Origin of the sequence: Anabaena catenula FACHB-362, from assembly GCF_014698735.1 — a bacterium.
Lineage (GTDB): Bacteria > Cyanobacteriota > Cyanobacteriia > Cyanobacteriales > Nostocaceae > Anabaena > Anabaena variabilis_A.
This window is the reverse complement of sequence record NZ_JACJTQ010000008.1, coordinates 1-16,624: the sequence shown is the minus strand read 5'-3', so window position 1 is coordinate 16,624 and position 16,624 is coordinate 1. Positions and strand designations below refer to the sequence as shown.

16 protein-coding genes are annotated in these 16,624 nt (G+C 38.6%); 4 read left to right on the top strand and 12 right to left on the bottom strand.

All coding sequences use genetic code 11. The features are described from left to right. Positions 1-20: 20 nt before the first annotated feature. Positions 21-584: a thermonuclease family protein gene (locus H6G68_RS07785; RefSeq protein ID WP_190906118.1), complete on the top strand. Its 564-nt coding sequence runs from the start codon at positions 21-23 to the stop codon at positions 582-584. Between the two features lie 908 nt (positions 585-1,492). Here the strand turns inward: H6G68_RS07785 and H6G68_RS07780 are convergent. The 4 genes from H6G68_RS07780 to lipB form a co-directional block, all read right to left on the bottom strand. Further along, a complete protein-coding gene (locus H6G68_RS07780) occupies positions 1,493-2,329 on the bottom strand; it encodes a peptidoglycan-binding protein (RefSeq protein ID WP_190906117.1) in 837 nt (278 codons plus the stop codon). Positions 2,330-2,405: 76 nt separating this feature from the next. Then, a complete protein-coding gene (locus H6G68_RS07775; protein ID WP_190906116.1) occupies positions 2,406-3,902 on the bottom strand; it encodes an ABC transporter permease subunit in 1,497 nt (498 codons plus the stop codon). Positions 3,903-4,216: 314 nt separating this feature from the next. After that, on the bottom strand, positions 4,217-4,417 hold the full coding sequence (locus tag H6G68_RS07770; RefSeq protein ID WP_127055645.1) for a hypothetical protein: 201 nt from the start codon (positions 4,415-4,417) through the stop codon (positions 4,217-4,219). Between the two features lie 144 nt (positions 4,418-4,561). Continuing rightward, a complete protein-coding gene (gene lipB / locus H6G68_RS07765; RefSeq protein ID WP_190906115.1) occupies positions 4,562-5,254 on the bottom strand; it encodes a lipoyl(octanoyl) transferase LipB in 693 nt (230 codons plus the stop codon). Between the two features lie 632 nt (positions 5,255-5,886). Here lipB and hpf point away from each other — a divergent pair. After that, positions 5,887-6,525: a ribosome hibernation-promoting factor, HPF/YfiA family gene (hpf, locus tag H6G68_RS07760; protein WP_127055647.1), complete on the top strand. Its 639-nt coding sequence runs from the start codon at positions 5,887-5,889 to the stop codon at positions 6,523-6,525. A 288-nt stretch (positions 6,526-6,813) separates the two neighbouring features. Here hpf and H6G68_RS07755 read toward each other — a convergent pair whose 3' ends face one another. Then, positions 6,814-7,275 carry a peroxiredoxin gene (locus H6G68_RS07755; protein ID WP_190906114.1) on the bottom strand — a complete coding sequence of 154 codons (462 nt, stop codon included), beginning with the start codon at positions 7,273-7,275 and terminating at the stop codon, positions 6,814-6,816. 127 nt (positions 7,276-7,402) lie between these two features. Between H6G68_RS07755 and H6G68_RS07750 the strand changes: the two genes are divergently transcribed. After that, a complete protein-coding gene (locus H6G68_RS07750; RefSeq protein WP_190906113.1) occupies positions 7,403-8,533 on the top strand; it encodes an acyltransferase family protein in 1,131 nt (376 codons plus the stop codon). Between the two features lie 139 nt (positions 8,534-8,672). Here the strand turns inward: H6G68_RS07750 and H6G68_RS07745 are convergent, their stop codons facing one another. From H6G68_RS07745 to H6G68_RS07715, 7 genes are all read right to left on the bottom strand, one after another. After that, a complete protein-coding gene (locus tag H6G68_RS07745; RefSeq protein WP_190906112.1) occupies positions 8,673-9,257 on the bottom strand; it encodes a Uma2 family endonuclease in 585 nt (194 codons plus the stop codon). Between the two features lie 151 nt (positions 9,258-9,408). Further along, positions 9,409-10,914, bottom strand: coding sequence for a hypothetical protein (locus H6G68_RS07740; protein ID WP_190906111.1), 1,506 nt, complete (start codon positions 10,912-10,914; stop codon positions 9,409-9,411). Positions 10,915-10,916: 2 nt separating this feature from the next. Further along, a complete protein-coding gene (locus H6G68_RS07735) occupies positions 10,917-12,308 on the bottom strand; it encodes a tyrosine-protein kinase family protein (protein ID WP_190906110.1) in 1,392 nt (463 codons plus the stop codon). Between the two features lie 3 nt (positions 12,309-12,311). Next, entirely contained in the window at positions 12,312-12,746 is a 435-nt protein-coding gene (locus tag H6G68_RS07730; protein ID WP_190906109.1) for a HEPN domain-containing protein, read from the bottom strand. 108 nt (positions 12,747-12,854) lie between these two features. Next, positions 12,855-13,883 (bottom strand): GTPase ObgE, encoded by a 1,029-nt coding sequence (gene obgE / locus H6G68_RS07725; RefSeq protein WP_190906108.1) that lies wholly within the window; start codon positions 13,881-13,883, stop codon positions 12,855-12,857. Between the two features lie 28 nt (positions 13,884-13,911). Continuing rightward, the gene (locus tag H6G68_RS07720; protein ID WP_190906107.1) at positions 13,912-14,286 is read right to left on the bottom strand and encodes a four helix bundle protein; all 375 of its coding nucleotides are present in this window, start codon (positions 14,284-14,286) and stop codon (positions 13,912-13,914) included. Between the two features lie 40 nt (positions 14,287-14,326). Further along, positions 14,327-15,007, bottom strand: a complete 681-nt coding sequence (locus H6G68_RS07715; RefSeq protein ID WP_190906106.1) for a Mo-dependent nitrogenase C-terminal domain-containing protein — start codon at positions 15,005-15,007, stop codon at positions 14,327-14,329. Positions 15,008-15,114: 107 nt separating this feature from the next. On the opposite strand from H6G68_RS07715, the gene H6G68_RS07710 reads away from it, so the two are divergent. Beyond that, the gene (locus H6G68_RS07710; protein ID WP_190906105.1) at positions 15,115-16,236 is read left to right on the top strand and encodes a glutamate--cysteine ligase; all 1,122 of its coding nucleotides are present in this window, start codon (positions 15,115-15,117) and stop codon (positions 16,234-16,236) included. The last annotated feature ends 388 nt before the right edge of the window (positions 16,237-16,624 follow it).

The window sequence follows — 16,624 nt, the reverse complement described above, 5'->3', positions numbered from 1 at the left end:
TGACTGCCAAATTTGTTGAAATGAATCAATCGATTAAACAAGTTCTAATTTGGTTGGGTGCAGCTATCATCGGTTTTAGCGTCGTGGGTTGCGATCGGCTGTTCCCCCCGACTGGTGATATTGTTGAGAGGGTGAGCGACGGTGATACCTTGGTGTTGAAAGACACTGATGGAAAGAAGTTCACAGTGCGCTTTGCTTGTGTTGATTCCCCAGAAATACCTCATTCTAAGAAAGAAAAAAACAGTAAATTTACTAAAGATGTAAATCAATTTGCTTGGGGTGTCAAAGCACAAACACGGGTGGAGGAACTTGTGCAGCAGGCAGGCAATCGCGTCAAGTTGAGTATAACGGATAGCGATCGCTATGGTAGAAAAGTTGCAGAAGTGCGTTTAAAAGATGGTACGTTTGTGCAACAAGTTTTGTTACAGGAAGGATTAGCTAAGGTATATCGTCCTTATTTAAACAAATGTCCCAGTAAAGATATCGTGCAGCAAGCTGAAGCGCAAGCGCAACAGCAAAAAATGGGGGTTTGGAGCGATCGGAAATTTGTTGATCCTTGGGATTATAGAAAAGCAAATAAGTAAATCATTAAGAGGAGTAAAAGATAGGCTAGAAAATTGGCGTTGCTGATTAAGAGTATGATTTTGTTTCACGCAGAGGCGCAGAGTCACAGAGAGTAAGAGTTTGAAATCGTTGATTTTTCAGTTTCATACTTCAATTCAGCAACGCCAGAAAATTAATCATAAAAAGCCTAAACTTGAGTAGGAGTCAAGCACCATGCTAAACCCCTACATATCTCATCAATTACAGGATACTTTACCGCTGCTGTAGACAATATCTACAAAAAATCTCTCTTAAGCCATCTTTTATTTGTGTGCTTTGAGGTTAGTTTTTCCATTATCACTACCTAGGTATTGCTTAAAAAATAATTAAAACTTATAAAAATACAATAGTAATTTTAATATTCATAACTTATCACAATTCAAGTTTAGATTTCCTTAATAATTAATTGAGAATAATTTCTATTTAGCAACGCTCTTGCAATACTTTCGGCGATTTGCTATATTTATGGAGAAATTCATAATTAGGTTTATATTGTCAATTTTAAATCTGGCTGACAAGATGATCTTCAAAACCCTTTATTTATAGTTGTTTCAGAAATCAATACTGAAAAATAATAAAAAACTTCACAAATTAGCAGCAATTTCAGAGAGAAATTTAGACAAGAATTATCTAAGAAATCATGTAATTTGACGGTCAGAATAAATGTACTATTGACAAATATGTTAATTCATGATGTGTGGGGTGATTTTTGGTGGTTGGTGGGTAAAAGTGATGACTAGCGAGAGGTTCAGACTGTTCCCTGTCCTCACCAACAACTTTTATGGCTTACGCCAAGCTACGCTATCAGCAAACCCTACTTATACATTTGGTCATGAAACCTAGACGTGGGTAGGGGTTTAGCATTGCTCACAGGTGTCAACTTTTGCCGTTAGGATATACCTAATAATCTGCGGGTTTGAGGTCCAACCACACCATCTTGACTTAAGCCTTTTTGGTCTTGAAACTTCTCCACAGCAGATTTGGTATCGTCATCATAGCTGCTATTAATTTGGTTTGCGCTCAAAAAACCAGCATTAACTAATGCCTGCTGAACTTTGCGAACATCTTCACCTTGTAAATTAGGAGTAGTGAGTTTCAGAAGTCTAGCCATAGCAAAACCTTCAGCTGGAGACATATCCAGTTTTGCTGCTGTTTGGGGTCCAAATCCACCATCCACTGTAATTTGATCGTTAGGATTGTTCTTGTTCCAAAGTTGCTGAAAAGCCTTGACCCCAATATCACCAATATCATCCCTAACACCACTGCCTCTATAGGTGAAATGAACTGAATCAGCATTACCAAACCAATCCCAACCTTCATTTTCTAAAGCAGATATCCAAGCCTGAAAATCAGGAGTATCCAAAGCTAAACCATCTTCATGGTTACTAAGACCAGGCTTGGCTGCACGTGGTGGGGCGCACTGACCGCCCAGTTTAAACCAGCTATACAGAAGGTGCTGTTGAGCAACTGTTCGATAAGCAGAAGTGATATTAAGTGTTGTTCCTCGTTTTCTGATAGCACGTCGGAGTGCTTCTTTCGCTGCGGGTTGAAGAAAAAGATTAACTGGTGGGCTGGCAGCACTGACATTCAAATCTTCAAAATTCACAAGAATGTTAGGAATGAGAAGATTCATCTCAGCAATAATTTGTATACTCAGACCTGCAACTATAGCAGTGCTACAAGAACCATTAGATCGATTGGCAATAACTTGTTTTACTGTTGGCATAGTATGTTTTTTTGGAAAAATCTACTTTTTTTAAAGTTAGCATTTTTATGTCAATCTAGAACACAATACATAATAATTATTTTACATTTTCTTTACTGATTGGATTCATCCATATCTCCAACCGGCTAATGGCTTGAGAAGAAACCAGTGTTAAACATAAATAAATCACAGCTACAGCCGCGTAAACTTCAAAGGCACGATAATTTTCGGAAACAATTAATTGTCCTTTTCTAAATAATTCCTCAAATCCGATTACTGCAACTAAACTAGTATCTTTTAATAAACTGATAAATTCATTACCCAAAGGTGGAATCATCCTTCGGAAGGCTTGGGGAAAAATCACATAGCGCATTGTTTGTAAAGGATTTAAACCCAGTGATTGGGCTGCTTCTGATTGTCCTATTTCAATTGATTGAATGCCGGCACGAACAATTTCAGCAATGTAAGCGGCGCTATTTAAACTTAAAGCAATTACTCCGGCTACAAGGCGATTTAATGAAAGGGTAAAACCCATTTCTTGAGAAATTGCAGGTAAACCAAAGTAAATCATAAAGATTTGCACTAGTAAGGGTGTGCCTCGGAAAAAGTCTATATAAGCCCGCGCTAACCAACGTACAGGTGCAATTTTATAAAGACGAATAATACCAATTATGGAACCAATAATTAAACCAAACAAAACTGATAAAAATGCTAATTGCAATGTCACCAATACGCCACTTAGTAAAGTGGGTAAAGACTGAAAAAATACAACAAAAGAATTTAATTTTGCTGTATTTTGATTTGCAAATGGTGATGCTGCTGGTAATTGTGGCGGAGTGGATTTAAACCATTTTTGGTAAATTTGTTGATAATTGCCGTTTTCTAATACTTTTGTCAAACCTTGATTTATCAAAGACAAATAAGGCGAACTTTTAGCAGTTGCAATACCGTAAAATTCCTCTGTCAGCAATTGCTGTATGACTTTGATTCCTTGCAGATTACCTGTATTGACGGCGTATAAAGTGACGGGTGCATCGTTAATAACTGCATCCACATTGCCATTTTGTAATTCTTGCAGTGCTAGATATGCAGAATCAAAACTGCGAACTTGCGCCCCAGTTACACTTTTAGCCTTTTCTGCGCCAGTTGTGCCAATTTGAACAGCGATTTTTTTATTTTGCAGACTTTCAAAACTAGTGATATCTTGATTATCTGTACGAATTGCGATCGCTAATCCTGCTTTAAAATAAGGACGGGAAAAACCTACAGTCTTCGCCCGTTCTTGGGTTATGGTAATTGAACTAATTGCCGCATCTATGGTTTTAGCTTGCAATGCCGGGATGATGCCATCAAAAGGTAAACTTTGAAAGTCCACTTGGAAACTAGCAGCAGTGGCAATCGCCCTCATCAAATCAATCGAAAAACCTGTTAACTCTCCACCTTTCCCCTGGAACTCAAAAGGAGGAAACGCCGGTTCAGTAGCTACCCGCAGAGTTTTTCCACCACTGGGATTCACACTACAACCAGCTAATAAGCAGCAGCTTAACCCTAGTACCAAACACCAACCCCACCAACCCCCAAAAGTAAATTTCACCTTTTCCTCTCTGCGTCCTCTGCGGTTCCTTCCACACACTATATACAGCTTTGGTTAGCTTTTCATATTTTGAAGACCCCCCAACTCCGCGTATTTTTATCCGTCTTCTTGACGCTGAATCAGGATTTCCAGGATTTAAGGATGAAGTCTGGGATTTGATCACCAATTACCTTTTTCCCTGCCTCAACTAGATAACTAGCAACTTGGGTTAAATATTTTAATTTTTAATTAAGCTGCTTAGGCAGCACTCAATACTCGGTACTCAATACTCAATACTCGGTACTCAATACTCAGTACTCAGTACTCAATACTAATTACAGAAACTCGCGCAAGAACTCGAAGGGATTATCTTCCCAACATGGTTCTGGTACTAACCACACCAATTTACTTTTGATTTCCGCTTCAATTTCATCGCTGTCGTCTCTATCAAACAGTAATATCAAAGCCTCCCAGTCGCGTTCTCTGAGGGAGGTGTATGAGGAAAAATTTACCTGTAGATTATCTGAGTAATTCACAAGCACTATTTTTGTTGATTTTTACACTAAGTGAACATATTTGCAGTCAAATGAGCATATTCTAGTGTGACAACAGAAATTTATAAGTGACGCAGATCATCATCCTCAAAAACAATTTAAAAAACAATTTATCAGTACATGAAATTACGGAGATAGCACAAATCCTTCTGGCTGAGAATCGACTAATTCAACGTCAAACACCTCAGCAAAGCACCGTGCTACACAAAAACGCACTTCTTGAGGTTTGATACCAGGAATCCATTCCGCTAAACTGCCGACAGACTTATCGGCAATGCCGCAGGGGACAATGCTTTCAAAGCCAGTCATATCTGGACAAACATTTAAGGAAAAACCGTGCATAGTAATCCAGCGGCTAACTTTAATCCCTATGGCCGCGACTTTGCGCCCTTCCAACCAAACACCAGTAAAACCGGGAATGCGTTCTCCCTGCAATTCATAATTAGCTAAAACGCGAATTAACACTTCCTCAAGTTGGCGCAAGTACCAATGCAAGTCTTGACGATAATGTTGCAGATTTAAAATTGGATACCCCACGAGTTGCCCAGGACAATGGTAAGTGACTTCGCCACCCCGTTCAACTCGATGCACATCATACGTGCTTTTGTCAAGGTCAAATTTGAGAAATTCCGGGTTAGCTCCTTGTCCCAAAGTATAGACAGGTGGATGCTCCAGCAAAATGAGTACGTCTTCTAGGTTGGGGTTGTTGATGCGTTCTGTGAGTAGCGATCGCTGCCATTGAAGAGACTTTAAATACGGCATTAATCCTAGGTTATATAAAAAACACCGATGTTTGTTGATTGCATTACTATGAATCATGTCAAAAATCAATTGGGTAAATGACGAAATACATTTAAAATCACAGAAATTTAGTCAACAAATGTCAAGCTATGCAAAGGATTTTAAAGGAACGTCAACGGAATCAGCAATATAACCCACAAAGTGTTAATTTGAATATATAACCTCAATGGTGTTGGGAGGAATTCTCTGCAATAAGCATCACGCCAAGACAATAGGAACAAATGCACTGGCTGATGGGATCTCAATAAGTTGTATACATCTATCAGGATAAAACTTCCACAAAGGCTTGTATTCTGTATTAACAGTGAGCAAGCTGCCAAAATAAGAACAAGAGCAACTACTCCTAGATTTTATAAAGGTTGCTTTAACTCACAAAGTAGGTACAGTATAAGTAACACTGCTTTATTTAGGGGTTTTCTTGCAATATCCAATTGTCTAGCAACCAGTTGGAACTCAGCGCAGAGGTTAACAAATTAGATCAAGACGAGAGGTAGTTATAACTAAAGATGCAGCAACCTGAGAACCGATGCAACAGTAGTACATCAACAGCAGTTTACGATTTGTCTTGGCGGCAGTAATAGACCTTACCGCAATTTCTGTTCATACAAAAAACAATTCACATCAAATAAATATTGAGCGGGAGAGTTTACATGAAGCTTGTCATCCACGGCAAAAATATTGAAATTACCGATGCGATTCGGGAATATGTACATCAAAAGATTGAAAAAGCAGTTAGTCACTTTCAGAACATCACCAATGAAGTGGATGTCCATTTGAGCGTAGCTCGCAATCCCCGAATTAGTACCAAACAAGCGGCAGAAGTAACTATTTATGCCAATGGGAGCGTCATCCGGGCGGAGGAAAGCAGCGAAAACTTATATGCCAGTATTGACTTGGTGGCAGATAAAATAGCCCGTCAACTGCGTAAATATAAAGAACGTCGTCAAGACCACAAAACCCAACCCATCTCAACTACTGATGTAGTAGTTCCAGAACCAGTAGCAGCAGATTTAATAGGCGATCGCACCCCCGAACTACCAGGAGAAGTCGTCCGCACCAAATATTTTTCTATGCCCCCCATGACTCTTGCAGAAGCCCAAGAACAACTGCAACTCGTGGGACACGACTTTTATATGTTCCGCAATGCCGAAACAGGAGAGATAAACGTCATTTACGAACGTAACCACGGCGGTTATGGTGTGATTCAACCCCGCAATGGTAACGGTCACACCAACGGTAAAAACGGCAAAACAGCCAACGTTGCCGTACCAGAAAAGTCTAAAGCCTAAATAGAACACAGAGGAACGCGGAGTAAATCGCAAAGGAACGCGGAGAATATACTCTGTGAACCTCAGCGCTAACCTCCGCGCCACTCTGCGTTAAAAATCCTCTTACTTTGCAGCCAATTGTTGCAATGTTTTTAAGGTTTCCTCAAAACAGCCAACGTTGCCGTATAAGAAAAGTCTAAAGCCTAATTAAAACGCAGAGAAACGCTGAGTAAAACGCAAAGGAACGCGGAGAATATCCTCTGTGAACCTCAGCGCTAACCTCCGCGCCACTCTGCGTTAAAAATCCTCTTACTTTGCAGCCAATTGTTGCAACGTTTTCAAGGTTTCCTCAACGTGACCTTTAAAGTTCAACATGGAATCAAACACATATTGAACAATGCCGCTTTGGTCAATCACATAAGTCACCCGGCCGGGGATAAAACCAAAAGCAGTAGTTGCACCATATTGTTTCCGCACTTGGTCGCCTTTATCACTTAACAGTGTAAAAGGTAAGTTGTGCTTGGCTGCAAATTGCTGGTGAGACTCTTGAGAATCACCACTTACGCCGATAACTTCAGCACCAGCGGCTTTAAAAACTTCATATTGATCTCGAAAAGCGCAAGATTCCATAGTGCATCCTGGCGTATCGTCCTTAGGATAAAAATAAAGGACAACAGCCTGTTTACCACGAAAATCTCTCAGGCTGACTTGAGAACCATTTTGGGCAGGTAAACTAAAATCAGGCGCTGTATCTCCAACTTTGATAGCCATATTAAAAAATTCAAAATTCAAACATTACTTAATAAAATTTTACCTTGTAACCTAGTCCATAGATTTTCCTTGATAACGTGCATCAGGCAGGGTAGGGTAGATAGTTATCAAAAAAACTATTCCGCCTATGCGCCTGACTTCACTTGATGTTTTTCGCGGTATCACCATTGCGGGTATGATTCTCGTTAATATGGTGGGAGTCGCAGACGATAAATATTCCCTTTTAGATCATGCTGAATGGAACGGTTGTACACCAACTGATTTAGTGTTTCCCTTCTTTTTGTTCATTGTCGGTGTAGCAATGACTTTCTCTTTATCAAAGTACACCACAGATAATAAACCTACCAAAGCGGTTTACTTACGCATCCTGCGCCGTGCTGTAATTCTCTTTATTTTAGGGTTGCTACTTAACGGCTTTTGGAATAAAGGTGTTTGGACTTTTGACTTAAGTAGCATTCGCTTAATGGGGGTATTACAAAGGATTAGCTTAAGTTACCTTTTCGCATCTTTGATAGTTTTAAAACTACCTCGCAAAAGTCAATGGATATTAGCAGGGGTGTTACTCATTGGTTATTGGTTAACAATGATGTATATCCCAGTTCCTGGTTATGGTGCAGGAGTGTTAACGCGGGAAGGTAATTTTGGCGCATTTATTGACAGATTAATTATTCCCAAAGCACATTTGTATAAAGGTGACGGGTTTAATTATTTGGGAGATCCTGAAGGACTTTTCAGCACTATTCCGGCGATAGTTAGCGTTTTAGCAGGTTATTTTACTGGGGAATGGATAAAAGATAAAAAACAGGCTAATTCACAAACCAGTATGGATTTAGTTTTATTTGGTTTGTGTTGTTTAGTAATTGCGATTATTTGGGATGTAGCATTTCCCATTAATAAAAAATTGTGGACAAGTTCCTATGTTGTATTTACCGCTGGTTGGGCCTTAATGTTATTAGCCGCTTGTTATGAATTGATCGAAGTGAGGTTAATAAAACGCTGGAGTAAACCTTTTGAAATTATGGGATTAAATGCGATCGCTCTTTTTGTTGCATCTGTTTTGTTAATCAAAATCACAGCAAAAACCCAACTTGGTACAGGTGAAACCGCCGTTAGTATCTACAATTGGATTTACCAAAATATTTTTGCCTCTTGGGCGGGAAATTTCAACGGCTCATTTTTATTTGGGGTTATTACCGTGTTATTTTGGTACGGTGTGGCAGTTTTGATGTATCGGAATCGCTGGTTTATTAAAGTGTAAATTTTGCATTATGTAGAAGATGCAAAGATAATAATAGACATTTTGTAAAAAGTAGAGACGTTCCATGGAACGTCTCTACAGGGGTTTGAACATAAGCATACTTGTGTCTAATAAAAACATCTGTGTCTTTGCTTTAGCTTCATTCTTTTACCTCAAAATCCACCTTATCATAGATATCTTCCAGCAAAATTTGACAAGCAATAGAAGCTAAATTTAAAGAATCATGACTATCTGAATATTCTGAAAAAATCCATTTGTTATTATCAGCTTTGTAGAATTGCTCAACGTGCATTGTATATTGGTCAATTAAAATATATTCTTGAAAGCTAGGAATAGTTCGATAAGCAGCAAATTTTTCATCTTTATCATAACTTTTGGTTGATGTTGATAACACCTCAGCAATCATTACCGGGTTAGTAATAGTGTCTTTTCTTCCTTCTTCAAAAACTAAGGGAGTTTGGACAACCATAATATCAGGATAAGTGTGAATTTTTCTATTAGGAATCCAAAGTCGTTGATCTGTAACAAAGACTCGATAAGGTTGACGTTTGAGAAGAAAATTGAGTGTACCGCTGAAATTAAGTGCTAGTTGGTTGTGATCTGGTGTTCCGCCTGTCATGGGTATAATTAATCCATCAATATATTCATGACGTATATCTGAATTTACTTCAAATTCTAGATATTCTGCGGGTGAATAGTAGCGTGTTTCTTGTGCAATAGTCATGATATTTCAACTCCCAAGGCTGCAAGTTGTTGAGTTATCCAATTTGTGGCTGTGGTTTCGTCGGTTTCAATATATAGTATTATTCAAGAGATTGATTGCGAGAAAATTTTCATCTTTATCATAAATTTTGTTTGAGTGTGATAAAACCTATCTATGGTTTTGGACGTTTTACACCACCACTGCGTTTTACACCAAATCCATACATATAAATTTCAGGCATATTAACACGCTTATCAGAACGGCTTTCGATAATTCCCAGTTGGAGTAAATATCGCATAACTTCCTCCGGTTTTGAAGTAGGTGGCTGTTTTCCTGGTTGTTGAATCCATGTTGTTGTTTCTAATTTATCCAGAAATATTTCTTCTTCAACAGGGACTTTCAGATCCTTCAAGCTATCTTTCAGAGGTTCTAACCAAGGATATTCTTCCGCTAATTCACTAATTCTATCTTGAGAAGTATCGACAAGTGCTCCTTGTAAATCAGAGGGTTCTATTAGCTTATCTTCATCCAAGTTTTGTTCGCCAAATGTTTCTAATCTCCGCTTTGCTGCTAATGAAAACAGCTTTAGAAACGAGCGGGGAGAAATTCTCCCTCCGGTATCTTGAAGATGGTTAGGAATCCAGCTATACGTATAGCCTTTTCTAGCATTAGCACCCATAAATTTACCAATTATTTTCTCAATCATTAATTGAAAAAGGGATTCTTCAGGAGATATAATTATTCGTAAATCCGTATTACTCTCTTTAAGTAAATTCGGCACTATACGCAAATAGTCAGCCATTTCTTGACCGGAGTTTGCTAAACGTTTAAATAGCAGTTGATATAACCACAAAGGTTTCCATTCTAGATTAATCTGATATACTTTTAGCTTTGAAGCATCAGGAAAACTTAAAAAATCTTCTCGGAATAGGTCGGTACGTAAAAAAATCTTTGGTCTAATTCTTTCCCAACGCCGCCACTTATCTAGCCAGAAAGCTAAAAGCTCACGAATAGGAGAAGCTAGTTCATTATATGAGGATACTAATCTATCTAATTCATCATAGGTAACAAATAGCCATTCATCAGCTTCGATTAATTTTTCATCTAACAAATCTAGAGCATAATTCATTTTTTCTATGTCTTGGCGTACAAGAGGAAACCAAGCTGACAATAGAGGCAAATTATTTATTAATAATTGACGAGTTTCTAAAGGTATTACATCACCCCAAGAACTTGTTAATACTCCTTGATCTTGGCGCAGCATTATTCCTAACATTAAACCGATCCAAAATGCACGCCAATCAAGATTACTAGCATTTTGCATCTGCGCTTCTACAGTTTCCGGTGCAGGAAATGTTTTTTCCTGTTGTTGAGTACGACCAAAAGCTGCAATCCATATTGTTTGCTCTAAATCGGGTAAAGCTCTTATTTTTAAGTTTTCTACCAGTGTACGTCGTCCTGATGGAATGGCTAATAAGCGAAATAGTTCTGTTTTGCCTACACCTCTTCCTCCTAATATTAAAAGTGTATCTTTTTCTAGAGCTTTGCTATAGTTAGGCACTGGTAGAAAGTTTTTAAGAAAAATAGTATCATCATTACTTTCATGTTCTGCTGTTCCCCTGCCTGGGGCTATGCTACTCATCAATTCTAGAAGTTTTTGTTTATTAAAATTACTCATATTTACTCCAGATTGTTTTTGTCAAATTCCTTACCAAATAAACGGCAAATTCTCTGTGCTATTGCTGGATAATATTGGCTAGTCATCAAATTTATTAATTCTTCTAATCGTCTACTTTCTCTTTCACTTTCATCACGAGTAAATAAAGAAATATCTCCTTGTAGTTCATCCTGCACAGGAACTACAATAGGATAGAAAGGTGCATCACTATCATTGGAATTCGGAGCTATTTCATCATAATATTCATCTAGAAAGGTTTGGTATGCTTTGTCTTTAAATTCATCATTTTCTCTATATCTTCCTGTGTCGCTCAAGCGAGGAGCCATAGCGTGAACTAATAACACAGGTAGTTGTGGTTCTTCTTCTGGTGCTGGTGAGGGATTAATTCGAGATAAACGGCGAATAACGTGAGTTAGTCCAGCCCAACTTTGCCGAGATTGTCTACCAAATATAACTGCGGCATGAGATAAATCAGTGAGAGCTAATCCCCCAATATCATGAAATCCTGCTCTAGAGTCTAATAGGATGAAGTCTAGGGGTTTAATAGCACTTTCTAGTTCTTTAAGCATTCCCTTAAAAGTTTCAGAGAGTTGATGATCAATTAGATTTTGAAAATCCAGCCTTGCTAATTTCTCTAGGTAATTATCATCTACATTTCCCGCAGTAAATAAACGAAGTGGTTGTCCTGCATTTCCGATTAACAACGGGTCATTGATTGGTAAAATATCATTTCTTAAAGACCAGTTTCTATTTTGAATTCTTTTCTCTAATAAATAATCAATAACACCAGAAGCTCCTAAATCATCTTTAAAAAATACCGTAGATAAGCCAGGAGCTTCTAAATCCAAATCTACTATAGCTACTCGGTGTCCATTACGAGCTAAAGTGAGTGCAGTTGCAACTAGTGCTGTAGTTCTACCCACACCACCTTTAAATGAAAAAAAGGTGATGATTGCTGGTTTATGACCCTGATCAACAAGGTCTACTTTCCAAGGTGGATTACCTGAATTTTTGTTAGTCCATGTATGTTTAGCAATATGACGCTCTAGTACATACAATTTAGGAAAAATCGTAGTATCATTCCACTCAGCTTTAACCCAATTATTTTTAATTTCTGCAATTAAAGCTTTGTAACCATCTTTATCACCTTGTGGGAACCAAATATCGTCGCCATAGTAAGAACCAAGTTTTTGCTTTAGATATTGCTCTAACTTATCTATATCTGCTTGTTTTGGGGGAAAATTTGCTTTTGGTTCAAGGTAAAGCCGAATTTTGCCATAAACATCCCGAATGATGGTTACAGATTCCAGATTTGGTGTCAAGTTTGATGCTATATCAGCTTCTTTAAAGCATTCTTCTACCTTTGCAAAAGTTTCACCAAAACTAATAGCCATCCTCTAAAGTTCCTCACTGGTAAGTATGCCATCTAGAATAAGTTTAGGTATAGTCTCGACATAAATTTGTTCTGCTCGCTCAACTGCTTCCTTTGCTTGAATTTGATTCCAAAGTCCAGATTTAGCATAGCGTCGCTCTGGATGATCTTGATCTAGCACAGTTCCCATTGTGCGAGAAGCTGGAAGTTGCATATCAAGTACCGGATACATCAAGCGTAGCCTATCCATTGCTTTACCTTGAAGTTGTATTAAATCATGACCATAGTTTTTAACTGCTGTTTTATCTTGAGGAATGTATACCTTTACTAATACCTTAAATGAGCATTCCACGACATAACCCGCAAGATATACTGCATTATCCCATCGTTCCTTATCCAACAATATTTTTGCATCATGTAAATGCCTTCCTGCTGCTTGTGGAAAAGACTCTTCTAACAAAATTATTCCTTACTTATTGTTTTCAATAAACTACAAAAATGCTAAACATGAGTCCGCCTGCGCGGACTTTACTTGTGTAGCTTTTACTCAACAAAATCAACCTATCAATTAAACTGCAACCTCCTCCGCTTCCAACGCATTAACTTCATCTAAAATCCGCCAAATTTCCTGCATCATCGGATCTAAACCAGTGCGAGTCACAGCCGAAATTATGAAAACTGGGGCTAAAGCCAGATGATTTAATTGAGTAGCTAAAGCCTCCAAATTAACAGTTTCCCTATCAACAGCATCAATTTTATTCAAAGCTAAAATTTGCGGACGTTTAGCTAAACCTCTGCCATAGGCTTTAAGTTCTTCTTGAATAGTATGAAAATCAGCTATGACATCTTCACTTGTGGCATCAATTAAGTGCAACAAAACCCTTGTGCGTTCAATGTGACGTAAGAAATCATGACCTAAACCAGCGCCGTGAGAAGCACCTTCAATTAGTCCAGGAATATCGGCGAAAACTGTACCGTCACCAGTGGGTTTTCTAACTACACCCAAATTTGGAATTAAGGTAGTAAAAGGATAATCAGCGATTTTCGGACGTGCGGCTGATAAAGAAGAAATTAAAGTTGATTTACCTGCATTTGGTAAACCGATAATTCCTACTTCCGCTAACAATTTCAACTCTAAACGTAATACCTTCTTTTCTCCTTCTAACCCAGGAAGTGCATATTCTGGGACGCGGTTGCGGTTACTCAAAAAATGTTGATTTCCTAGCCCACCTTTTCCACCTTCAGCAACTCGAAAAACTTGTCCGGGTTCAACTAAATCGCATAGTAAAGCACTTGTTCCCGCATCATAAACAGAAGTACCACAGGGAACTTCGATAATTAAATCCTTTCCACCCGCACCGGTGCAATTATTGGGGCCGCCACGTTCCCCATTTTGTGCTTTAAACAAATGCTTGTAGCGAAAATCTAACAAGGTTTGGAGGTTGGTATCAGCCACGAAAATGACTGAACCGCCTTTTCCACCATTCCCACCAGAGGGACCACCTGCTGGGACATATTTCTCCCTGCGGAAGGCGACAATACCATCGCCTCCGTTACCGGCTTCAACTTCAATTACTGATTGGTCGATAAATTGCATAATTTAGTTATTAGTTATTAGTCATTGGTCATTGGTTATCTGAAACTTGACCAATGGATTTTAGGTAGGCGTTTAATTGGGGTGCTAAGTCATTGATGGTAACTTTCAGTGTGTTGGTCTGTTCATTAGTTAACAGATTACGTCTATATGCTCGTCTGAGCCAGTGTTGAGTCTCATATAATGACCCTCTTGCTATTCTAAGGAATCGCCGATTGTCTTGATAACTTCCTCTTCCTACACCTTCTGCTATATTCGCACCAATGCTATCTGCTGAACGGATGATCTGTTTACCCAATGTATCCTGCGGTAATGACTCCCATTTGCTAACGATTTTCCAGATGTCATCAGCTAATTTTTCTGAAAGCTGATATACCCGTAATTCCTGAAACCTCCCACTCCCCATTATCTCACCCAACTAATAACTAATAACTAATAACTAATGACTAAATATAAGCTGAAATATCCTCACCACAGTCATCTGCAAGGTAAGACAGGGCGCGGAAGCGTAAACCTACCAATTGTTCATACAATGGGTTAATTTTACACATCGGTGGGATGTGAACAATCTTCCGTCCAAAGAGAGTGACATCTCGCTCAAAGGGACATTGGGAGGGGATCATTTTACACAAAAACCTAGCAACTCTGGGATCTTGAATATCTAACCCATCTAACCAGTCGCGCATGGGGCGTAGTGCGTCTGGTGGGGGTGCTGTGAGTGCAGAAACAGTTGATCCGGGGCTTTCTGCTTGTTCTGTATCTTCTAGGGTATGACTCAGGGCTGCTAGGGCTTCTGTTTGCAGTTCCAAGGCTTGGCAAAATTGTTGCAGAAGTTCCTCTTCGCTGGGAGAATATGTTCCATCTGCGATCGCTACCATCACCGCTGTCCGCAAGAAATTTTCCGCTACAGATGTACCTTTACCTAAAATCAGAGCTAATTCTTCTGGTGTAATTATCTCTAAAGAATCCCAGTTAATAGAAGGAACTAATTCATCCTTAGTGATGCTGGCAATTAACTGTTGTTCTTGGGGATCAAAATTACCATCTGACCAAGCAATAGTCAGTAGTCCACGTAACCAAGCGGCAATTTGTTCGCTGCTGTATGGAGTTTTAACAGCACTGATCATAAACTCACGCCTCAAAATTTTCTCAATTATTTCTAAACTACCCTAATTATAAATCTTGCGTTAAAATTCTTCTGAAGAGTAATATTGAGAATTTTTGCTATTTATATATGTTTTACTTTGGTATTGAACATGAAGTTGCTTTCCTTAACCATGAAGGAAAGTTTGCTGATTTCTCCTGCACAAAATTTGCTGATTTTCATCAAATTGTGGACAGGCTACCTACCTATCCTCATGATTACCCACAATTGCGAGTAGGCGATGCTGGCATTAAAAAAAAGCGTTGGTATATTGAGGGATTTGAAAGATTTGCTGATTCAGAAGAGGTAATTGATTGTGCAGCCAAAGGTATCGAAATTAGAACAACCATACATTCTGATATTCAAAGTGCAATTAATGAATTAACAGAAAGTTTTAATCTCCTGGGTGAGGTAGCCGCTAGTTTTGGTTTTACACCGATTTTAGTCAGTTTTAATCCTTATACCTGCGTTTTTGAGCCAGAACCGCCATTAAATGCTTTTGAAATCAAGCAATTACAAGCTTATCCTGATGAACAAACTGCTAATATTTATATGGTTTCCTATGGACCAGATTTAAATATTTCTGTAGCAGATTTACCAATTGAAGGTGTAATTGATATTGGCAAAAAGCTGAATTATTACAGTCCTTATATTGTTCCTTTTAGTTATAGTTCACCTTTTTATAATGGAGGTTTGTGGGAAGGTTTATCAGTTAGGACATTTATCCGAACTGGCAAAAGATCAGCAACATTAGTTTTTGTAGAAAAAGAAAAACAACTGATTAAAAGTATACCTTCATTGACCAAAGTTGCCCGCATTCCCGCCGAGATAGGACGCATAGAATTTAAAGCTTGCGATAGTTGTGATGATTTTTCTATTTATGCTGGTTTACTAGCTTTATTAAAAGGTTTAATATTAGACCAAACTTTGCATGGTCGAGCTACTACACCTGATGCTGCTTTGCACCAAATTTCAGCCAAATCAGGATTTGACAATCAAGATATTTTTGTCAATGCAACCAAGCTTTTACAAGCTGCGGAAGTTGCTTTGACAAATGACCCAGATATTGAACTTTTAACACCGCTAAAAGTTATTTTGGCACAGAGAAAAACGAAATCTCATCAACTAATTGAGATTTACCAAAATTTAGGTTCAATTGAAGAAACACTCAAGCAAACTTATAGCAGGGGACAGGTGACAGGTGACAGGTGACAGGTGAGCCACTGCGGTGGACGGGTTCCCCGGCATAAAGCAAGTGGCGTTCACCAAAGGTGTGCCGGAGGCATCACCCCGGAGGGGTGACAGTGTGAAAAGTCTTTTGACATCTAAGTTTTATCAATAGACATCTGGTAAAGAATGTAGAGACGTTCCATGGAATGTCTCTACAAGAGTTCTAGGAAACGCATATTTCATTTCTGGAGATGTCTAATATCATGTTCGCTTAACCCTCTTCTGTCACTTTCCGAGAATAAAGAATATAATGGTTAGAAGAGAAAACTCTACAAGGTAGGTAGAGCAATGGATGTAGAATTACAAATCCTCAAACATTTACGTCGAGATGCCCACCCGACAGTGGGAGTCATAGATGAATATTGTGAGG

What these genes read in the sequence shown, in the direction of transcription:
- H6G68_RS07785 (WP_190906118.1), top strand. Translation starts at nt 21, where the DNA reads ATGAATCAATCGATTAAACAAGTTCTAATTTGGTTGGGTGCAGCTATC.
- H6G68_RS07715 (WP_190906106.1), bottom strand. Translation starts at nt 15,007, where the DNA reads ATGATCAGTGCTGTTAAAACTCCATACAGCAGCGAACAAATTGCCGCT.
- H6G68_RS07755 (WP_190906114.1), bottom strand. Translation starts at nt 7,275, where the DNA reads ATGGCTATCAAAGTTGGAGATACAGCGCCTGATTTTAGTTTACCTGCC.
- lipB (WP_190906115.1), bottom strand. Translation starts at nt 5,254, where the DNA reads ATGATTCATAGTAATGCAATCAACAAACATCGGTGTTTTTTATATAAC.
- H6G68_RS07740 (WP_190906111.1), bottom strand. Translation starts at nt 10,914, where the DNA reads ATGAGTAATTTTAATAAACAAAAACTTCTAGAATTGATGAGTAGCATA.
- H6G68_RS07735 (WP_190906110.1), bottom strand. Translation starts at nt 12,308, where the DNA reads ATGGCTATTAGTTTTGGTGAAACTTTTGCAAAGGTAGAAGAATGCTTT.
- hpf (WP_127055647.1), top strand. Translation starts at nt 5,887, where the DNA reads ATGAAGCTTGTCATCCACGGCAAAAATATTGAAATTACCGATGCGATT.
- H6G68_RS07745 (WP_190906112.1), bottom strand. Translation starts at nt 9,257, where the DNA reads ATGACTATTGCACAAGAAACACGCTACTATTCACCCGCAGAATATCTA.
- H6G68_RS07720 (WP_190906107.1), bottom strand. Translation starts at nt 14,286, where the DNA reads ATGGGGAGTGGGAGGTTTCAGGAATTACGGGTATATCAGCTTTCAGAA.
- H6G68_RS07710 (WP_190906105.1), top strand. Translation starts at nt 15,115, where the DNA reads ATGTTTTACTTTGGTATTGAACATGAAGTTGCTTTCCTTAACCATGAA.
- H6G68_RS07780 (WP_190906117.1), bottom strand. Translation starts at nt 2,329, where the DNA reads ATGCCAACAGTAAAACAAGTTATTGCCAATCGATCTAATGGTTCTTGT.
- obgE (WP_190906108.1), bottom strand. Translation starts at nt 13,883, where the DNA reads ATGCAATTTATCGACCAATCAGTAATTGAAGTTGAAGCCGGTAACGGA.
- H6G68_RS07750 (WP_190906113.1), top strand. Translation starts at nt 7,403, where the DNA reads ATGCGCCTGACTTCACTTGATGTTTTTCGCGGTATCACCATTGCGGGT.